The organism is Streptomyces sp. NBC_00669 (genome assembly GCF_036226785.1).
Lineage (GTDB): Bacteria > Actinomycetota > Actinomycetes > Streptomycetales > Streptomycetaceae > Actinacidiphila.
This window is the reverse complement of sequence record NZ_CP109018.1, coordinates 8,711,810-8,729,166: the sequence shown is the minus strand read 5'-3', so window position 1 is coordinate 8,729,166 and position 17,357 is coordinate 8,711,810. Positions and strand designations below refer to the sequence as shown.

Genomic DNA, 17,357 nt, shown 5'->3' with positions numbered 1-17,357 from the left:
GGACGTCCGGGTCAGGGGCGCTGGAGGGCGCCGTCGGCCCGCCGCGGCGGCTTCCACGCCTGGCCGGGCAGCGCGGCGGGCCGCGGCGGGTACTTCGCGGCCAGTCGCTCGTCGAGGTCGACGCCGAGCCCCGGCCGGTCGCTCGGCCACAGGTGCCCGTCGCGGATCTCGGGGCACCCGGGGAACACCTCCCGCGCGGCGGCGCCGAACAGGTGCTGCTCCTGGATGCCGAAGTTGGGCGCGGCCATGTCGAGCGCGAGGTTGGCGGCGTGCCCGATCGGCGAGACGTCGCCCGGCCCGTGCCAGGCGGTGCGCACGCCGAACAGCTCGCAGGCGTTCGCCAGCCGCCAGGCGGGGGTGATGCCGCCGATGGCCGAGACGTGCACGCGGATGAAGTCGCACAGCCGCTCCTGGACGACCGGGCGGTACTCCGCGGGGTTGGTGAACAGCTCGCCGATCGCGATCGGCGTCACCGACCGGCCGCGCAGTATCCGCAGCCACTCGATGTCCTCCGGCGCGACCGGGTCCTCCAGGTAGAACAGGTCGTACGGTTCCAGGTCCGCCGCGATCCGCACGGCGTCGGTGGGGTGCACCCGCTCGTGCACGTCGTGGATCAGCTCGACCTCGGGGCCGGCGTGCTCGCGCAGGTGCGCGAACAGCCCGCGGACCGTGCGCCGGTAGGCCGCCGGGTCCCAGGCGTCGGCGGTGAGCGGGCGGTGGGCGCCGGCCGCCGCGGCGGCGGCCGGCGCCCCGTAGGTGCCCGCGCCCGGCACCGCGACCTGGCAGCGCACGTGCCGGTAGCCCTCCGCCATCAGCGCCAGCACCTCGTCGGTGACCTCCTGCGGGTCCCGTCCGGCGGCGTGCGCGTACAGCGGCACCGCGGTACGGCAGCGGCCGCCGAGCAGCTGCCACACCGGCAGCCCGGCCTGCTTGCCCTTGATGTCCCACAGCGCCATGTCCACCCCGGACAGCGCGTTGTTGAGCACCGGCCCGGACCGCCAGTAGCCGCTCACGTGCAGGGTCGACGCGATGTCGGTGATGTCGGCCGGGTCGCGGCCGATGAGCTGCGGGGCCAGGTACTCGTCGACGGCGGTGGCCACGGCCGCCGCGCGCTGGGTGAAGGTGGCGCAGCCGAGTCCGTACAGGCCGGGCTCGCTGGTGTCGACGCGGACCACGACGAGCGTGGTGCCGGCCGGCGCGGTCAGGATCGTCCGGACGCCGGTGATGCGGACGCCGGACGGCTGTGCCCACGGCGGCTCGACCGGCTCGGGCGCCGGCGGGAGTGCGCCGGCATCGGCTGCGTGGTCGCTCACGGGAAGGCTCCTGGTTCTGGAGGTGCTGTCGGAAGGTGCCGGCCTGGGGAGGCGGCGGGGTGCGGTGTCGCGTCGGGGGTGCGGCTCAGCGGCCGATGCCCCAGCGGGTGTCCACGCGCCCGCCGGCGAACTGGGCGCCGGTGCCCCAGAACGGCGCGAAGTTGTAGCAGCCCGAGGTCGGGGGCTCCGCGGTGGTGGTCGAGTAGGTGGCGCCGTGGCCGCCGGTGCCCGCGTCGGTCACCTGGACCGCGAACGTCGCCGGGGTGACGGTGCCGGGGCGCGCGGCCCTTACCGCGGCGGCCAGTTCGGGCAGCTGGCTCCAGGCGAGCGCGACCTCGTACCGGGTCTGCTTGCCCGTGTCGTCCCGGGAGACCAGCACCCGGCCCTCGGCGCCGCTGTCGGGCTTGGCGTCGAGCGGGCCCAGCGGGGTCGGGAGCACCGCGTTGGTCGGGTAGTAGGTCTGGTAGTTGGTGCCGGGCGCGAGCTGGCGGTGCAGTTCCGAGACGCCGCCGGTGGCCAGGGTCGCCACGTACAGGTGGGAGATCGACCGCAGGCACTTCTCGTAGTGCGCGTCGCCCGCGAGCAGGTCCTCGGTCTTGTCCGCCAGCGCGTCGAAGGCCAGCTGGATGCTGTCCGCCTTGAACGGGAAGAGGTACTCGTTGGCCGGGAAGGGCGCGTTGGACAGCTGGACGTCGTCCTCGACGACGGCCCTGACGTACAGGAAGCTGTGGTCCCAGGCGGCCTGGAACGCGTACTTCTTGGTGTCGCCGGCCGCGGTGGTGCTGGTCATCGTCACCGGCAGGACGCCGTTCCACTGGCTGGCGCTGCCGCCGACGGTGATCGACCGGAACGGCAGGTAGGCGACCTGGACGTCCTGGGTGCCGGTCTGGCGCAGGCCGGGCCGCTGCGGCACCGTCACCTCGTAGCCGACGGTGTACGCGTTCCGGCTGTCGACCTGGAACGCCGTGACGGGGAAGGACAGCGTCTTCGCCTGCCCGGGCGCGAGTTCGACCACCGGTGACACCGGTGCCGCCAGCCGCCAGCCGGACGGCGGGGTGATCCGCACCCGCGCGCCCAGCTTCTGCGGCGAGACGTTCTCCACCCGCACCTCGACGGCGCTGGTGGTGTCCAGCGGCTTGGTGAAGGACAGCAGGCTGACCTTCACCGGGGTGCTGTAGTCGAAGCGCGCGCCGCGGGTCAGTACGGCCTTGAGCGCCGCGGGGCTCAGGTCGCTGTCGAAGTACAGGACCTCCCAGGGGTTCAGCGGGAGGGTGACGCGCGAGGAGCGGCCGTCGGCGAGCCGGCGGCCGAGGTAGTCGTACACGCGGATGCCACGCGCGCCGTCCAGGGTGAGCGTGCCGCTCCAGCCGGCGCTCTGGTGCTCCTCGGTGCCGTCGAAGAGCTGGTCGCAGTAGACGGCGGCCCGGCCCTTGCCGTCGGTGCCGCGGAACAGGAAGCCCCAGGTGGACTTGGCGTCCGGGTAGAGCTCGCCCTCCATCCGGGCGTCCTCCAGCAGGCCCGTCATGGTGGCGTAGGCGACCACCGCGGGCTTGGGGGTCCTGGTCGCGATGTCGTAGATGTCGAAGTCGTCGCCTGAGTACGGCTTGTCGTAGGACAGCGAGAACCAGAAGGCCCGGACCGGCGAGCCCTCCTCGGCGCCGGCGAGCATGTGCAGCAGGTACGTCGGCGCCACCGTACGGGCCACCCCGTAGGGCGCCTGGCCGGCCGGCACGTCGGTGAAGTTGAACTCGGCGTTGCCCAGTTCGGTCTGCCACTGCCCGCCGCGGCCCTTGGTGCGCGACCACCGCCGGTCCATCTTGATCTGGGTCTTGGTCATCGCGTACTGGGTGGGGTCGGGGTAGCCGTAGGCGTGGTTCACCGAGCCGTCGATGTAGCCGGTGTCCTTCGAGCCCCGCGCGTACACGATGTCGCGGTTGTACGTGACCGATCCGCCGCCGATCAGGTTGACCTGCGGGAAGTCCGGCTTGACCCGGTCCCAGATCAGCTTGCACATGTCGCGGTAGTCCTGGGCGTCGCCGGTCATCCAGGTCCAGCCGTGCACCCACGGCTCGTTCCACAGCTCCCAGTTCTGCACCAGGTCCTGCATCGGCGCGATGGAGTGGTAGACCATGTCGGCGTGCGCGGCCATGTCCTTGGGCCGGTTCTGGTAGAGCAGCACCGGCTTGCCGTCCGGGCCCGGCTCGACGTTCCACGACATGTTGTAGTTGATGCTGCCGAGGGCCTCGATGCCGTAGCGGTTCCACTCCTGGACCTCGGCGCGGGCGGCGTCGATCTCGGCCTGCCCCCAGAACACGCCCGGCGACGGCGAGACGGTGTCCGGTTGGACGGCGACGATGCCGCGTGTCCACTTCACGCCGATCCGCTGGGCGATCTGCTTGGTGATGACCGGCGAGGACTCCGACCGGATGCCCATCCCGAACGGCGAGTCGGGCCGGCGGTCCGCGACGGTCGGGCGGATCACGCCGAGGCCGAGGGTCTGGGCGAGCAGCTGGTTCGCCGCCGAGTCGGTGACGGTGACGGTGACCGCGTAGAAGTCGGGGTCCAGGGCGCCCAGCGCGACGCTGGTGGTGGTCTCGGTGCCGGCCGGCGCGGTGAACGCGGTGGTCCCGCTGCGCAGCGCGGCCCCGGTACGGGCGGACACCGACCAGGCCACCGAACCGCTGAGCGCCGCCGTCGGGTTGAACACGACCTGGAGGGCGGGACGGGCCGGGGTGTCGCCCTGCACCGGGTAGAGGCCGGTCGGGTCGGAGAAGGCGGCGGCGACCACCGGCAGCGCGGCGGCGGGCGTGGCCGCGCCCTCGGGCGTGGCGGCGCCGGCGGCCGGCGCGAGGCCCCAGTCCAGGGCACTGGCGGCCGCGGCGCCCGCCACGGTGGCGGCGCCGTAGCCCATGACCTTGCGTCGGGAGATCTCTGCGGGGGCCGGCGCTGCCGGGGTGGTGCGGTCGGATCTGGCGTGGCTGTCGGTCACGGTCGGTCCTCTTCCGTCTTCGTCTTCGGTTCTTCAGCGCGGGGATGGGTCGGGCGAGTGCGGTGACTGCGGTGACTGCGATGGCTGCGGTGACTGCGGCGGCTCCGGCGGCTCCGGCGGCTCCGGCGGCTCCGGCGGCTCCGGCGTGACGACGCACAGGCCGGAGGGGGGAACGGCGATCCGGGTGAGCCCGGGGCCGAGCGTGCGCGGGCCCGAACCGGCGGGCCTGCCGCAGGCGTCGAAGGTGTCGAGCCGGACCCGGACGCCCGGGCCCTCGACGTCCAGGACCACATGGGCGGCGGCGGTGGAGTTGACCAGGGCCACCTCGCTGCGGCCGGCCAGGCGGACCGGGGCGACGCGGTGCTCGGCGTAGAAGGCGATGACGACGCGCCGGCCCAGGCTCGCGGTGACCGTCTGGTGGAGCAGGTCGGGGCGTCCGGTCCGGATCTCACCCCGGGTCAGGACATCGCGGTGGGTCCGCCAGAACCCGAGCCAGAACACGGTCATCGCATGGTGCTCCGCGGACAGTCCGGCCAGCTCGACGGAGATCTGCGGGGTGGCGAACAGCGCGGAGTGCAGTTGCCTGGCCGCCGCCCGCGCCGTGGCGCCGGGGTCCCACATGAGCATGTCGGAGTGGACGGCGGCGGTCCCGGCGAGCAGCCCGACGTCCAGGGTGCGGACGCGGTTGGCGGTGGCGTCGGCCGGGCAGTCGGCGGCCCGCAGCAGGTTGCCGAAGCCGTGCATGCCGGGCCCGGTGTACGGCTGCCGGAGTTCGACGAGCAGCTCGTCGCCGCGCAGCTCGCGCAGCCGGTCCCGCAGTTCGGTGAGCAACTGCCGCATGGCCAGGCCGACATCGGTGCCGGGCTCGGCGCTGGTGTCGGGACCGGCTTCGGTGGCGGGTTCGGGTTCGGGCTCGGGCTCGGCATCGGTGGCGGTGGCGGTGGCGACGTCGGGTTCCGTGCCGGGATGGGTGCCGGCATCGGTGGCGACGCCGGTGCCGGCGTCCGTGGAGGCACCACCGCCGGCACCGGCGCCGTCATCGCGGCCGGCCCTCTCACCGTCCCGGCCCGCGTAGGCCGTCGCGAAGTCCAGGAAGTCGATCTTGAGTCCGTCGAGCCCGTAGCGGCGGACCAGCTCGACGCAGGAGTCGACGGCGAACCGCCGCGCCTCCGGCCGGCGCGGGTCCAGCACCCGGCAGCCGAGCCGCTCGATCGCGTGCGGCGCGACCTCGGCCATCTCCCGGTGGGCCGCGGTGCGTTCGCCGACGAGCAGCGGGGCGATCCACGCCACGTAGCGCAGCCCCATGCCCTGCACGGTCTTGACGTGCGCGGCGAAGTCCGGGAACTTCGCCGGGTCCGGGTGCCAGTCACCGCTGCCGGAGTAGCCGGCGCCCTCCGCGTGGAGCTGCCAGCCGTCGTCCAGCAGCAGCACCCCGCAGCCGGCCGCCGCGGCCCGCTCGGCCTCGGCCTCGACCCCCGCGGCGGTCACCTGGCGGTGCATCGCGTACCAGGTGGAGTACGCGGGGGTGCGGGCCGCGTCGGGGGTGGGCAGCGCGCCGGCATCGGGCAGGGCGCGGGTCAGGGCCCGTACGGACTCCGCCCAGGGGCGGCCCGGCGCCTGGAGGCGTATCCGGCAGTACTCGCCCGCCCGCAGGTCCATCGCGAGCCAGACGCCGAAGCGGCCCGCCTCCTCGCCGACACCGAACCGGAGCCGGGTGGTGGCCGCGAGCCGGTCGGAGCCGAACGCCAGCAGCGTGCGGCCGGCCGCGTCGTACAGGCAGCCCAGCGGCGCGGAGTCGACGAGGCCGACGGTGCGCCACGGGTTGGCCCAGTCCGCCACCAGGTGGCGGTCCCAGCCGGCCCCGGGGTGCCAGTAGCCCGAGGCGTCCCCGAGCGGAACGTCCAGGCGCAGCACGGTCGTTGCGGCGGTCTCGGCGCGAAGGTGCAGCACCGTCGCGCTCTCGGCGCCCTGCGTCCCGGCGTCCTGCGCCCCGGCCTCCTGCGTCCCGGCGTCCTCGATGCCCAGCCGCGCGCCGTCCGTCAGCAGGCTGACCACGGCGCCCCGTACGCGCAGCGCGTCGCCGTCGACCCACAGTCGCGCCGGATCGGCGAACTCGGCCATCACCACTCCCCTCCACGGTCGGGTCGCACCCGACCATCTGAGACAACGTTGGCTGAGATCCCGGACAGCGGGGATCGCAGGGGACACTCCAGGGATCGCAACGGGCACACGTCACGGCACGAGCCGTGCGCTCACCAGTAGTTGAGGTCTTCGTTCCTGGTCAGATGAGTCATGACACCTGTCGAATCGTCAACCACCTTACGGAGGGGGGAGGTTCGGGGCTGGTGTCCCGACCCGGTCGTCCCTCGCGTTCGGTCGTGCTGAACCATAGCCATCCGAGACAACGTTGCCTAGGGTTTTCACCCGAGTTACCGAGAAATCTCTTCGCCCGCACCGGAGGACACCCGTGTCACCAGCCACTTCTCTGCCCGCCCCGGAGATCTTCGTGCGCGGCCACGCCGTCGTCGGCGAGGGTCCGGTGATCGACCCGCGCACCAACGAGCTGCTCTGGGTGGACATTCCGGCCGGGGTGCTGTCGCGGACCCCGCTCGCCGCCGGGGGTTCCGCGTCCGGGTCGGCGGACGGGTCGGCGGACGGGTCGGCGCCGGGCTCCGCGTCCGTGGTGGCCCGGGTCGGCATGAGCCTGGGAGCGGTCGCGGTACGCGACCGCGGCGGGTATGTCGCCGCGGTGGGCGCGGGGTTGGGGGTGATCGGCGCGGCAGGCGGCGGCCCCGCCCTGACCGTCGTCCACCCGCTGCTGCCCGAGCCGGACCGGCGGATGAACGACGCCAAGTGCGACCCGGCCGGCCGCTTCTGGGCCGGCAGCACCACGCTCGGATTCCCCGCCGGCGGCGGCGCGTTGCACTGCTGGGACCCCGACGGCGGGATGCGCACCGCGCTGCGCGGCCTCGACCTGCCCAACGGCCTGGGCTGGAGCCCGGACGGCAGCCGGTTCTACCTGGCCGACAGCGTGCGCCGCGTGGTGCTCACCGCGCCGTACGAGCCGGCCGCCGGCCGGCTCGGGCCGCTCCGCGAACTGCTGCGCCACGACCGCCGCGACGGCATGCCGGACGGCCTGTGCGTCGACGAGGACGGCTGCCTGTGGATCGCGGTCTGGGGCGCGGGCGAGGTACGCCGCCACGACCCGCGCGGCCGCCTCCTGGCGGTCCTGCGGCTGCCCGTCTCGCAGCCGTCGTCCTGCGCGTTCGGGCCGGACGGCACGCTCTACGTCACCTCGGCGTCCGACGGGCTGCGACATGGGGCGGAACCGCTCGCCGGGTCGGTGTTCGCGCTGCCGGGCACGGCCTTCCGCGGGGTCGCGGTGGGCACGTTCGCGGGGTGAGCGACCCGGCCGGAGGGCAGATCCTGGGGTGAAGGGCCGTACTCCGCCGCGAGTTCGGCCGGGGTGCGGTCGTCGACGATCCGGCCGCCGGACAGCACCAGCACGCGGTCGGCGATCCGGATCGTCGACATCCGGTGGGCGATGACGAGCGCTGTCCGCCCGTGGAACACCGCACGCATGGCGGTGCGCACCGCGCGTTCGCTCGGGATGTCGATGACCGAAGTGGCCTCGTCCAGCACGATGACGGACGGGTCCACCAGCAGGACCCGTGCCAGGGAGATCAGTTGCCGCTCGCCGGACGACAAACGGCCGCCGCGCCCGCCGACTTGGGTCCGATATCCGTCGTGCAGCGCCGCGATGAACGGATGGGCACCGATCGCTTCGGCGGCGCGCCGGATCTCGTCGAAGGTGGCGTCGGGGCGCGCGAAGGCGATGTTCTCCGCGATGGTGCCGGAGAAGAGAAAACCCTCCTGGGGGACCATGACCACGCCGTTGCGCAGGTCGCTCGCCGCGAGGGAGCGCAGATCGATCCCGTCGAGGAGCACCCGGCCACCGGTCGGATCGTGCACCCGCGCCAGCAACCCGGCCAGCGTGGACTTCCCGCCGCCGGAGGGGCCGATCAGGGCGACCGTCTGGCCGGCGGGGATGTCGAGAGCGAAGCCGCGCAGCACGTCAGGCCCGTCGCGGTAGGCGAAGGTGACATCGTCGTACCTCACCCGCCGCCCGCCGGGTTGGCGGGCGGGCGCGGGCAGCAGAGCGGGGCGGGCGGGCTCGGCGACCGTCGGCTCGGTCGACAGCAGCACCGCGATCTTGCCCAGCGAAGCCGTGGCCGACTGGTAGGCGTCCAGGACGCCGCCCAGCCGGAGCGGCTTGTCGTAGAGATCCCGCAGATACAGCACGACACCGGCGTAGCTGCCCAGTTCCATCGCGCCGGACGCGACACGATATCCGCCCCACAGCACCAGACCGGCAACGGCGGTATTGGCGACCAGGCGCGAGGAGGTCACATAGCGCGCCATCTCCCGTTCGGCCTGCCGGTTCTCGTTCCGGTGCCGCTGGTTGAGGCGCCCGAACCGGCGCTCGTTGGCGCGTTCGAGACGGAACGCCTGCACCGTGCGGATGCCGGCGAAGGACTCGCTCATGTCGGCGGACGCCGCGGCGGCCGCGCCGGAACGGCGCCGGTACACCTGGAGCGAGCGCCGCCGGAAGGACCGCATGGTCCAGTGGATCGGGGCCATCGCGGCCACCGCGGCGCAGCCGAGCCGCCAGTCGAGCACCAGCAGGATCGAGGAGATGTAGACCAGGGACACCGCCGCGGTGACGATCTGGTCGATCCCGCTGTCGAAGAGCGAGCGGACGGCCTCGACGTCGCTCGACGCGCGGGAGGCCAGCGTGCCGGACGCGTGCGTGTCGTGGAACTCCACACTCTGCGCCTGGAGATGGGCGAACAGCCGCAGCCGGAGTTCGGCGACCGCGTGCTGCCCCACCTGGACGGAGAGCCGGATGAACGTGCGCTGGAGCAGACCCGCCGCCAGGACGCAGCCCGCGTAGCCGGCGGCCACGGCGGCCAGGGGCCGTGCGTCTCCGGCCCGCAGCGCCGGGATCGCCCGGTCGATCGTGACGGCGACGGCCACCGGCCCGGCCTGCGCGGCTGCCTGCTGGAGCAGGACGACCAGTGCGGCGAGCCGCAGCCGCCGGGCGCCGGGTCCCAGCACCGAGCGCAGCAGCCGCCGGGCCGCGCCCCTCGGCGGGGCCGCCTCCAGCGAGTCCGCCCGCTCACGGTCGGCGTGGGCGGCAGCCGCGAACCGCCGCGGCGCCCCGGTTTCATCGACTTCCCCGGTTTCCCTGGCTTCCCTGGCTTCCCCGGCTTCCCCGGCTTCCCCGGCTTCCCCGGCTTCCCCGGTCGGAGCGTCGGGCCGGGCCGCCGGCACCACGGGCGTCGAGGAGCGGGTCGAGCGGCGCATCAGGCTTCCCCCTGCCCGTGAGCGGCGACGTCGATCGGGGTCATCAGTGCCGCGTACGCCGGGCTGGCGGCCAGCAGTTCTTCGTGGGTGCCGGCAGCGGTGACCCGCCCGCCTTCCAGCAGTGCGACCCGGTCGGCCATCAGCACGGTGGAGAGCCGGTGCGCGACCACCACCGCGGTCGTCGAGGCCAGCACCTCGCGTAGGGCGTCCTGGACCCGCGCCTCGGTGTGCAGGTCCAGCGCGGAGAGCGGGTCGTCGAGCACCGCGAGCCGGGGCCGGCGGACCATGATCCGCGCGAGGGCGATCCGTTGCCGCTGTCCGCCCGACAGTGACATGCCGCCCTCCCCGACGCGCGTGCGGGGACCGTCGGCGAGGCGGTGCACGAACTCGTCGACGCCCGCGGCCCGTAGCGCCTCGTCGATCTCGTCGGCGCCGGCTTCCGCGCCCATGAGGACGTTGTCCATGACGGTCCCGGTGAACAGCATCGGCTCGTCGAAGGCGACGGCCACCGCGGACCGCAGCTCGGCGCGGGGGACGCGGGTGATGTCGACGCCGTCCAGGGTGATCCGGCCCGCCACCGGGTCGTACAGGCGTGCGGCCAGGGCGGCGAGCGTCGACTTGCCGCTTCCGGTCGCCCCGACCACGGCCAGCGTCTCACCGGGTGCGACGCGCAACGTGACCTCGCGCAGCGCGGGCGGATCGCCGGCGGGGGCGTCGGAGTAGTGGAAGTCCACCCGGGCGAAGGCGAGTTCGGCGGGGCGCCGTGCCCCCGGTGACCGGGGCGACGCGTCGGGGCCGGGGGTCCTGGAGGTCCAGGTGGGCCGGTCGCCGCGGGCCCCGCCTTCTGCCGCCACCCGGCCCGATTCGCCGTCCCCCGGGTCCGGTTCACCGGCCCCCACGTCCGGTTCACCGTCCCCCGGGTCCGGCTCATCCGTCATCGGCCGGCCGAGCACCTCGAAGTACCGGTCGGCCGCTGCCGCCGCGTCATGGCACCCGGCCAGCAGTCCGCCCGCCCCCTCGACGGCCGGCCGCAGCGCGGCCACCGTTCCCAGGAAGGCCAGCAGCGATCCGATCGACAGCTGCCCGTCCGCGGCCTGGACCGCACCCGTCGCCAGGGCGGCCACGGTCGCCAGTCCCGGCAGCACGGTGGTGACCGCCGACATCCCGCCCAGCAGCCGCGCCTTGTCCAGCTCGGCTTCCCGCACCCGCCGGACCTGGTCACGGAATCGGGCGATCCGGTCCTCGCCGCGGCGGAAGCCCTTGATCACGCGGATGCCCGCCACCGACTCCAGTACCGCGGTGGTCAGATCGCCCGACAGGTCCAGGGCCCGGCGGGTGACGTCCGCGTACCTGGACTCGAACCGGTAGGACTCGATGACCAGCAGGGGAACGGGCGCCAGCACGACGAGCGCGAGCAGCCACTGCTGGCAGACCAGGATCGCGGCCCCGACGGCGAGCGTGGCGGCGTGCACGGGCAGGAACGTCAGCGGCCCGGCGATGAACATGTGGATGACCTGGGGGTCCGAGGTCCCCCGCGACAGCAACTGCCCGCTGGTCCAGCCGTCGTGGGCGGCGAGCGGCAGCCGCTGGGCGTGCCGGTGGAGGTCGGCCCGCATCCGCGCCTCGATGTCGGCGAGCGGGCCGGCCGCCAGCCGGCGCCGGACGCCGAAGAGCGAAGCCTCGGCAGCGCCAAGGAGCAGCAGGGCCAGCCCCCCGAGCGCCACTGCGCGCGGATCGCGCCGCGCCACGGGCCCGTCGACGATCCATTTGACGACCTGCGGCATCGCGAGTGCCAGCAGGGAAGCCAGCGCGGCCAGGGCGGATACGGTGCACAGTCTCCAGCGGCGCGGCCACAGGTACGGCCGCAGCTTCCTCAAGGACCGCGCGGTCGAACTCCCGGCCGCGGGAACGGAGATGACAGGTGTGTGCTCGTGCACAGGGGTCTCCTGACAGGAGAGCCCACCGGCGCGCCACCAGGCGGATCAACCGGTGAGCGGGGTGACTTGGACGGCGTGTTCCTCGCCCGCGTGCATGCGGGACCCGGAGACGGTGGCCATCGACAACACCCCCTTCACTCCTGTGCGGCGATCGCCCGACGGCGGTCAGCGCCGATCACTCGGCGGCGCCGAGCACAATACCGCAGCCCTCGGACCGACCGGGATCGTTCTCGCGAACCGCTCGGCGGACCGGGCGGACCGGGCGGACCGGGTGAGCCGGCTGGACCGGCTGGACCGGCTGGACCGGACCGAAGGGTTGGCACCGCTCCTGTCCGGTGGCTACGGTGTGCGGCGATGACTACCGGGACGGCCTCGCGCCACACACGGATTGATGCCCCGGCGCTCCTCTGAGCGCCGTCCGGGCCGCTGCCGGCCCGCCGCGGGAAAGAGAATGCGGCGCCGCCGCGCGGGCTCCGCCTCCTGTCGTGCTGACCACCGCTCGACACGTCCACCACGACAGGAGAAGTCATGCCCACCCAACCAGTGCAGACCAGGACCGTGCGGGTTCCCACCGCGGACGGCCGGGCCGACGCGTTCGCCGCCTTCCCCGACGGCGGCGACCGGCATCCCGGGGTGCTGATGTACGCCGACGGCTTCGGCATCCGGCCCGTGCTGCGGGAGATGGCCCGCGAACTGGCCGGGCACGGGTACTACGTACTCGTCCCCAACTACTTCTACCGGCACGGTCCGGCACCGGTGATCGAACTGCCCGAGTACATCGGGGAAGAGGCCCGGCCCGCGGTCTTCGCGCAGGTGATGCCCCTGATCCAGGCGCACACCACCGAGCGTGTCCTGAGCGACGCCGACGCCTACCTCGGTTTCCTCGCCGCCCAGCCCGAGGTCGGCGCCGGACCGGTCGCCGTGACCGGCTACTGCATCGGCGGTCTGCTGGCGATGCGCACCGCCGCGGCGCACCCCGGCCAGGTGGCCGCCGTCGCCGTGTTCCACGGCCCCGTGAGCGCCGACGGGCTCGCCGGGCTCACCGCCCAGGTCCACCTCGGCCACGCCGAGGGCGACTTGACGCCCGAGGCCCTCGGCGAGCTGAACCAGGCCCTGGACGCCGCGGGTGTCGCCTACACCTCGGAGATCTACCCCGGCACCGTCCACGGCTTCACCATGTCCGACACCGACTCCTTCAACCCGGCAGCGCTGCAACGGCATTGGGACCGGCTGCTGCCCCTCCTCGACCGCGCCCTGGCCGGCGGCCGGGGCCCCGGCCGGGAAGCCACCGGCTGACGGTGGCCGGATGGGGGTGCGTGCGTCCCCGGTCGGTCCGTCGGGCCCGGCCGGGGGGTCACTCCCCCGCCGGGGTGCCGGGCGCGCGGCGGCGCGCCCCGCCGTGCTCCACCAGGGTGGTGGGGATGACCACGGTCCTGGGTCGCGACGTGTCGCCCGCGATCCGCTGGAAGAGCAGTTCCGCGCCGATCCGGCCCATCGCGCGGGCGTCGTAGGACACCACGGTCAGCGGGTGGGCCATCAGTCCCGCGGTCTCGAAGTCGTCGAAGCCGACCACGGCGGCCTCCCGCCCGAGCCGGTTCAGCGCGCCCAGCACGCCCAGCGTCAGGCGGTTGTTGAGCGCGAACAGGGCGGTCGGCGGCTGCGGCCCGGTGAGCATCTCCTCGACCGCGGCCTCGGTGTCCGGCACGGTGTGCAGGCCGAACCGGATCAGGTCGGGCCGGTACGGCGCCCCGGCCCGCTCCAGCGCGGCCTCGGCGGCCGACAGCCGCGCGGACATCGGATGGATGCTCAGCCAGTCCGACACGACGCCGATCCGCTCGTGCCCCTGGGCGGTCAGGTACTCGATCGCGGAGCGCGCGCCCGCCGCGTTGTCGATGAGCACCGTGTCCGCGCGCACGTTGGTGGGCGGCCGGTCCAGGAACACCGCGGGCGTGCCCATCTCGATCTCGGAGCGCAGGTAGACGTGGTCGGCGGTGCTGCCGGCGGGTACCACCAGCAGCCCGTCGACGCGCCGCTCGCACATCTGCAGCAGGAGCCTGCGCTCCCGGTCGGCGTCCTCCTCCGAACTCGCGGTGATCAGCAGGGTGTCGTTCTCCAGGGCGCACTGCGCCGCGGCGGCGGCGATGCCCGCGTAGAACGGGTTGGCCAGGTCCTCGATGAGCAGGCCGACGGTGGCGGAGGTGCTGCGGGTGCGCAGGTCACGGGCCATGCCGTTGCGCCGGAAGCCGAGCCGCGCCACCGCCGCCCGGACCCGTGCGGCCATCTCCGGATCGACGGTGGACACGCCGTTGACCACGCGGGAGACGGTCTTGAGACTGACGTCGGCCTCACGGGCGACATCGGTCATCGTCGGTCGCCGCGGGGCGGCCGCACTCGGGCTCGGGCTCGATGTACTCACGTGATGTTCCCCTCGGCGACGTGGCGCCGAGAGATGGGCCAACGTTGTCTCGCCGCCCGATCATACATCCGTCCACATCGCGGGTGTCACCCTACGCCATCGCCCGCCTCCGTCCCGACCGGTCCGAAGCCGAGCGTGAAGCGGGCCGGGAGCGCGGCCAGTTCGTGCCGCGGCTGGAGCGCGGGACCGCACGAAGCGCTGCCGAGTCCGTGGTGTTCGAGGTCCAGGTTGAGGTGTGTCCGGCCGTCGGGCCGCAGCTCCGAGGTGTGCGCGGCGGCCGCCAACTCCGCGGTGGACCACGGTTTCGCGGTCAGGTCGAACCAGGGGCTGCCGGTGATCTCCAGCCCCGGCACGGCCGGTTGGCCGCCCGCGCCCGCGGTAAGCCGGGCCCACCGCACATGGCGCCGGTTGCCGTTCTCCTGCGGGTACACGTACGGCGTCTGCAACCCGGCGACGGTGCTCGCGTACCGCCCCACGCGGACGGCCTCCTCGCTGTCCCGGTAGGACTCGCCGGGTCCGAGCCCGAACCAGTCCACCCGGTCGAGCGCGCCCGGCAGGCCCAACGCGACGCCGAGCCGGGGCAGCGGGACCGGCCAGGGCGCGGTCGGCGCGGTGTCGACGGTGAGCACGAGCCGGTTCCCGGGGGCGGTGCTCCAGTGGTAGTCGGCGAGCAGCGCCATGTCCAGACCGGCCGGGATGATCGTGGTGCGCACCGTCAGGGTCGCGTCGCCGGCCTCGATGCCCAGGACCTTGTGCCGCAGCCGGTGCAGCCCGGCGCGCTGCCATGCCGCGAGCAGCGGCGAGCGGCGGTCGTTGTCGATCGGGGCCCGCCACAGGTCGACGCGGGGCCCGTCGAGTTCCAGGTCGCCGAGGCGGATCAGGGTGCCGGTGACGGCGTCGAACTCGCCGGCGCCCAGGGTGACGGTGGCGCCCCGGCGCCGGACTACCGGCGTCGTCGTCGCGGTGTCCGGCGTGCCCGCGGTGCCCGCCGTGTCCGCGTGCGCCGCGGGGAGGTGCGGCGCCGCGGGCCGCGGCGACCAGGTGCGCGGGGCGCGTTCGGCGGGCTCCCCGGTGCGCGGGGCCGCACCGGCGGCCGGGGGGTCGCCGGCGACCGGAGAGCCGGCCGGGGCGAACTGCGCCCAGGCGACGGTGTGCCCGGCCGCGGCCCACCGCTCGTCCGCGTCGAGTTGCGCGCTCACGGTCAGCCAGCGCTCGCCCGGTCCTGCCGCGTCGAGCGCCTTCACCAGGTCCTCCGGCCAGTCCGCCCGGCCGCTCTCGCCGGGGCCGGTCACGGCCACCTCCCACTCCCCCTCCCCGGCCTGCTCGCCGTCCACTTCGAGCAGCCAGGTCCACCGCAGGTAGCCGGTGTCGCGGGTGTGGTGCAGGTTGCGTACGTCGATGCCGCCGCCGTCCGCGCGGGCAGCGATCCGGACCGGCTCGATCACCTTGGCGTACTCCAGCAGGCCGGGCGAGGGCGTGCGGTCGGGGAAGAGCAGGCCGTCGGCGACGAAGTTGCCGTCGTGCACCGGCTCGCCGAAGTCCCCGCCGTAGGCGTGGTACAGGGTGCCCTCGGGGCTGCGCTGGGCGACGCCGTGGTCGATCCACTCCCACACGAAGCCGCCAGCCAGCCGCGGGTGCAGCTCGAACAGCTCCTGGTACTGGCGCAGTCCGCCGGGGCCGTTGCCCATCGCGTGGGCGTACTCGCACAGCAGGAACGGCATCGCGCGCCGCCGGGCGTCGTTGGCCGGGTCGCCGGTGCGCGGCTCCTGCCCCGCCCCGATCGCCGCCACCACCGGGTAGTCGGCGTACATCGCCGAGTACAGGTCGGTGAAGGCGCAGTCGTCCCAGTCGCCCTCGTAGTGGATGAGCCGGTCCGGGTCGCGGTCCCTGATCCACTCGGACATCGCCACGAGGTTCGCGCCGACGCCCGACTCGTTGCCGAGCGACCAGATCACCACGCTGGGGTGGTTCTTGTCCCGCTCGACCATCCGCTCGGCGCGGTCGAGCAGCGCGGGACGCCAGGCCGGGTCGTCGCTGGGGTTGCGCCGCCAGCCGTTTTCGGAGAAGCCGTGGGTCTCCAGGTCGCACTCGTCGACCACCCACAGGCCGTACTCGTCGCAGAGGTCGAGGAAGGCCGACTCCGGCGGATAGTGGCTGGTCCGTACGGCGTTGATGTTGTGCCGCTTCATCAGCAGCACGTCGGCGACCATCGTCTCGCGGGTCAGGGTCCGGCCGCTGACCGGGTCCCACTCGTGCCGGTTGACCCCGCTGAGCAGCAGCGGGGTGCCGTTGGCGGTCAGCACGCCGTCCTCGACCGCGATCCGGCGGAACCCGATGCGCAGCGGCACCCGTTCGGTCGCCGTCGCCAACTCGCCTTCGTAAAGGCGCGGTTGCTCGGCGCTCCAGGGCTCGACGGACGGCAGGGTGTACGGCCCGGCGGGGTCGGCGCCGGTGATGCCGAGTTCGGGCACGCTCAGGCGGGCGCCGCCCTCGACGTCGATCCGCAGGGTGCCGGCGCCGGTGCGGTGGTCGTAGTCGGCGTGCACGAAGAAGTCGGCGATGCCGCCGGCCGGCCGGGCCAGCAGCCGTACCGAGCGGAAGATCCCCGACAGCCACCACATGTCCTGGTCCTCCAGGTAGGTGGCGGCGGACCACTGGTGGACCCGGAGGGCCAGGACGTTGCGGCCGGGGCGCAGCACCTCGGTGACGTCGAACTCGGTCGGCAGCCGGCTGCCCTTGCCGTCGCCGAGCGGCTGCCCGTTGAGCCAGACCGCGAAGCAGGAGTCCACGCCCTCGAAGCGCAGGACCACCGTTCCTGCGCCGCCGAAGCCCTCCGCGACCTCGAACTCCCTGCGGTACTCGCCGGTCGGGTTCTCGTCGGGCACCCGCGGCGGGTCGACCGGGATCGGGAAGGTGACGTTGGTGTAGGCGGGGGTGCCGAAGCGGCCGGGGCCGGGGACGCCGTCCATCTGCCAGCACGAGGGCACCGATATGCCGGTCCAGCCGCCGGCGCCGGACCGGTCGGACACGGCGTCGGGCTCGGGCTCGAAGGACGGGTCCTCGAACCCGGGCGTGAGGTCGTGGAGTCCGGCGGCGAGCCGGAAACTCCACCGGCCGTCCAGGTCGATCGCGGGCGCGTCGGAGTCGAACGAGGCGCGGGGCCGCAGCCGGCCGTTGCCGGGCGAGACGTCCTCGACGTAGGCGCAGCCGTCCGGGTGGTGGGTCCGGCTCTGGGCGTGGTCCATCGGTACGACGGTCCTTTCCGGGGGATGAGCGGTTCGGGTCGCGTCAGGTCGGATCTGGTCGGATCGCGTCACGTCGGACGGATCTGCTCG

At 74.0% G+C, this 17,357-nt stretch carries 10 protein-coding genes; 3 read left to right on the top strand and 7 right to left on the bottom strand.

Annotation, left to right across the window (positions count from 1 at the left end):
- Window positions 1-11: 11 nt before the first annotated feature.
- The 3 genes from OG896_RS36770 to OG896_RS36760 all read right to left on the bottom strand — a co-directional run bounded on the left by OG896_RS36770 (window position 12) and on the right by OG896_RS36760 (window position 6,423).
- The gene (locus OG896_RS36770) at window positions 12-1,313 is read right to left on the bottom strand and encodes an enolase C-terminal domain-like protein (RefSeq protein WP_329372374.1); all 1,302 of its coding nucleotides are present in this window, start codon (window positions 1,311-1,313) and stop codon (window positions 12-14) included.
- Window positions 1,314-1,398: 85 nt separating this feature from the next.
- Window positions 1,399-4,302, bottom strand: a complete 2,904-nt coding sequence (locus OG896_RS36765; protein WP_329372371.1) for a sugar-binding protein — start codon at window positions 4,300-4,302, stop codon at window positions 1,399-1,401.
- Between the two features lie 33 nt (window positions 4,303-4,335).
- A complete protein-coding gene (locus tag OG896_RS36760; protein WP_329372369.1) occupies window positions 4,336-6,423 on the bottom strand; it encodes an alpha-galactosidase in 2,088 nt (695 codons plus the stop codon).
- 346 nt (window positions 6,424-6,769) lie between these two features.
- Between OG896_RS36760 and OG896_RS36755 the strand changes: the two genes are divergently transcribed.
- A complete protein-coding gene (locus tag OG896_RS36755; RefSeq protein WP_329372367.1) occupies window positions 6,770-7,705 on the top strand; it encodes an SMP-30/gluconolactonase/LRE family protein in 936 nt (311 codons plus the stop codon).
- On the opposite strand, the gene OG896_RS36750 is transcribed toward OG896_RS36755, so the two are convergent.
- Window positions 7,588-9,669, bottom strand: a complete 2,082-nt coding sequence (locus OG896_RS36750; protein ID WP_329372365.1) for an ABC transporter ATP-binding protein — start codon at window positions 9,667-9,669, stop codon at window positions 7,588-7,590. The genes OG896_RS36755 and OG896_RS36750 overlap by 118 nt on opposite strands.
- The gene (locus OG896_RS36745) at window positions 9,669-11,453 is read right to left on the bottom strand and encodes an ABC transporter ATP-binding protein (RefSeq protein ID WP_443057283.1); all 1,785 of its coding nucleotides are present in this window, start codon (window positions 11,451-11,453) and stop codon (window positions 9,669-9,671) included. Before OG896_RS36745 ends, OG896_RS36750 begins: the two co-directional genes overlap by 1 nt.
- Window positions 11,454-11,718: 265 nt before the next feature.
- On the opposite strand from OG896_RS36745, the gene OG896_RS36740 reads away from it, so the two are divergent.
- Together OG896_RS36740 and OG896_RS36735 are read left to right on the top strand one after the other, a co-directional pair.
- Window positions 11,719-11,964 (top strand): hypothetical protein, encoded by a 246-nt coding sequence (locus OG896_RS36740; RefSeq protein WP_329372361.1) that lies wholly within the window; start codon window positions 11,719-11,721, stop codon window positions 11,962-11,964.
- Window positions 11,965-12,134: 170 nt separating this feature from the next.
- Window positions 12,135-12,902, top strand: a complete 768-nt coding sequence (locus OG896_RS36735) for a dienelactone hydrolase family protein (protein WP_443057206.1) — start codon at window positions 12,135-12,137, stop codon at window positions 12,900-12,902.
- A gap of 58 nt (window positions 12,903-12,960) precedes the next feature.
- Here the strand turns inward: OG896_RS36735 and OG896_RS36730 are convergent, their stop codons facing one another.
- The gene (locus OG896_RS36730; RefSeq protein WP_329372359.1) at window positions 12,961-13,971 is read right to left on the bottom strand and encodes a LacI family DNA-binding transcriptional regulator; all 1,011 of its coding nucleotides are present in this window, start codon (window positions 13,969-13,971) and stop codon (window positions 12,961-12,963) included.
- Between the two features lie 137 nt (window positions 13,972-14,108).
- Window positions 14,109-17,267 carry a glycoside hydrolase family 2 TIM barrel-domain containing protein gene (locus OG896_RS36725; protein WP_329372358.1) on the bottom strand — a complete coding sequence of 1,053 codons (3,159 nt, stop codon included), beginning with the start codon at window positions 17,265-17,267 and terminating at the stop codon, window positions 14,109-14,111.
- Window positions 17,268-17,357: the final 90 nt, after the last annotated feature.

Bases quoted from the DNA above. Each gene is read 5' to 3' on its own strand.
- OG896_RS36735 (WP_443057206.1), top strand. From the start codon at position 12,135: ATGCCCACCCAACCAGTGCAGACCAGGACCGTGCGGGTTCCCACCGCG.
- OG896_RS36750 (WP_329372365.1), bottom strand. From the start codon at position 9,669: ATGCGCCGCTCGACCCGCTCCTCGACGCCCGTGGTGCCGGCGGCCCGG.
- OG896_RS36730 (WP_329372359.1), bottom strand. From the start codon at position 13,971: ATGACCGATGTCGCCCGTGAGGCCGACGTCAGTCTCAAGACCGTCTCC.
- OG896_RS36745 (WP_443057283.1), bottom strand. From the start codon at position 11,453: ATGCCGCAGGTCGTCAAATGGATCGTCGACGGGCCCGTGGCGCGGCGC.
- OG896_RS36725 (WP_329372358.1), bottom strand. From the start codon at position 17,267: ATGGACCACGCCCAGAGCCGGACCCACCACCCGGACGGCTGCGCCTAC.
- OG896_RS36760 (WP_329372369.1), bottom strand. From the start codon at position 6,423: ATGGCCGAGTTCGCCGATCCGGCGCGACTGTGGGTCGACGGCGACGCG.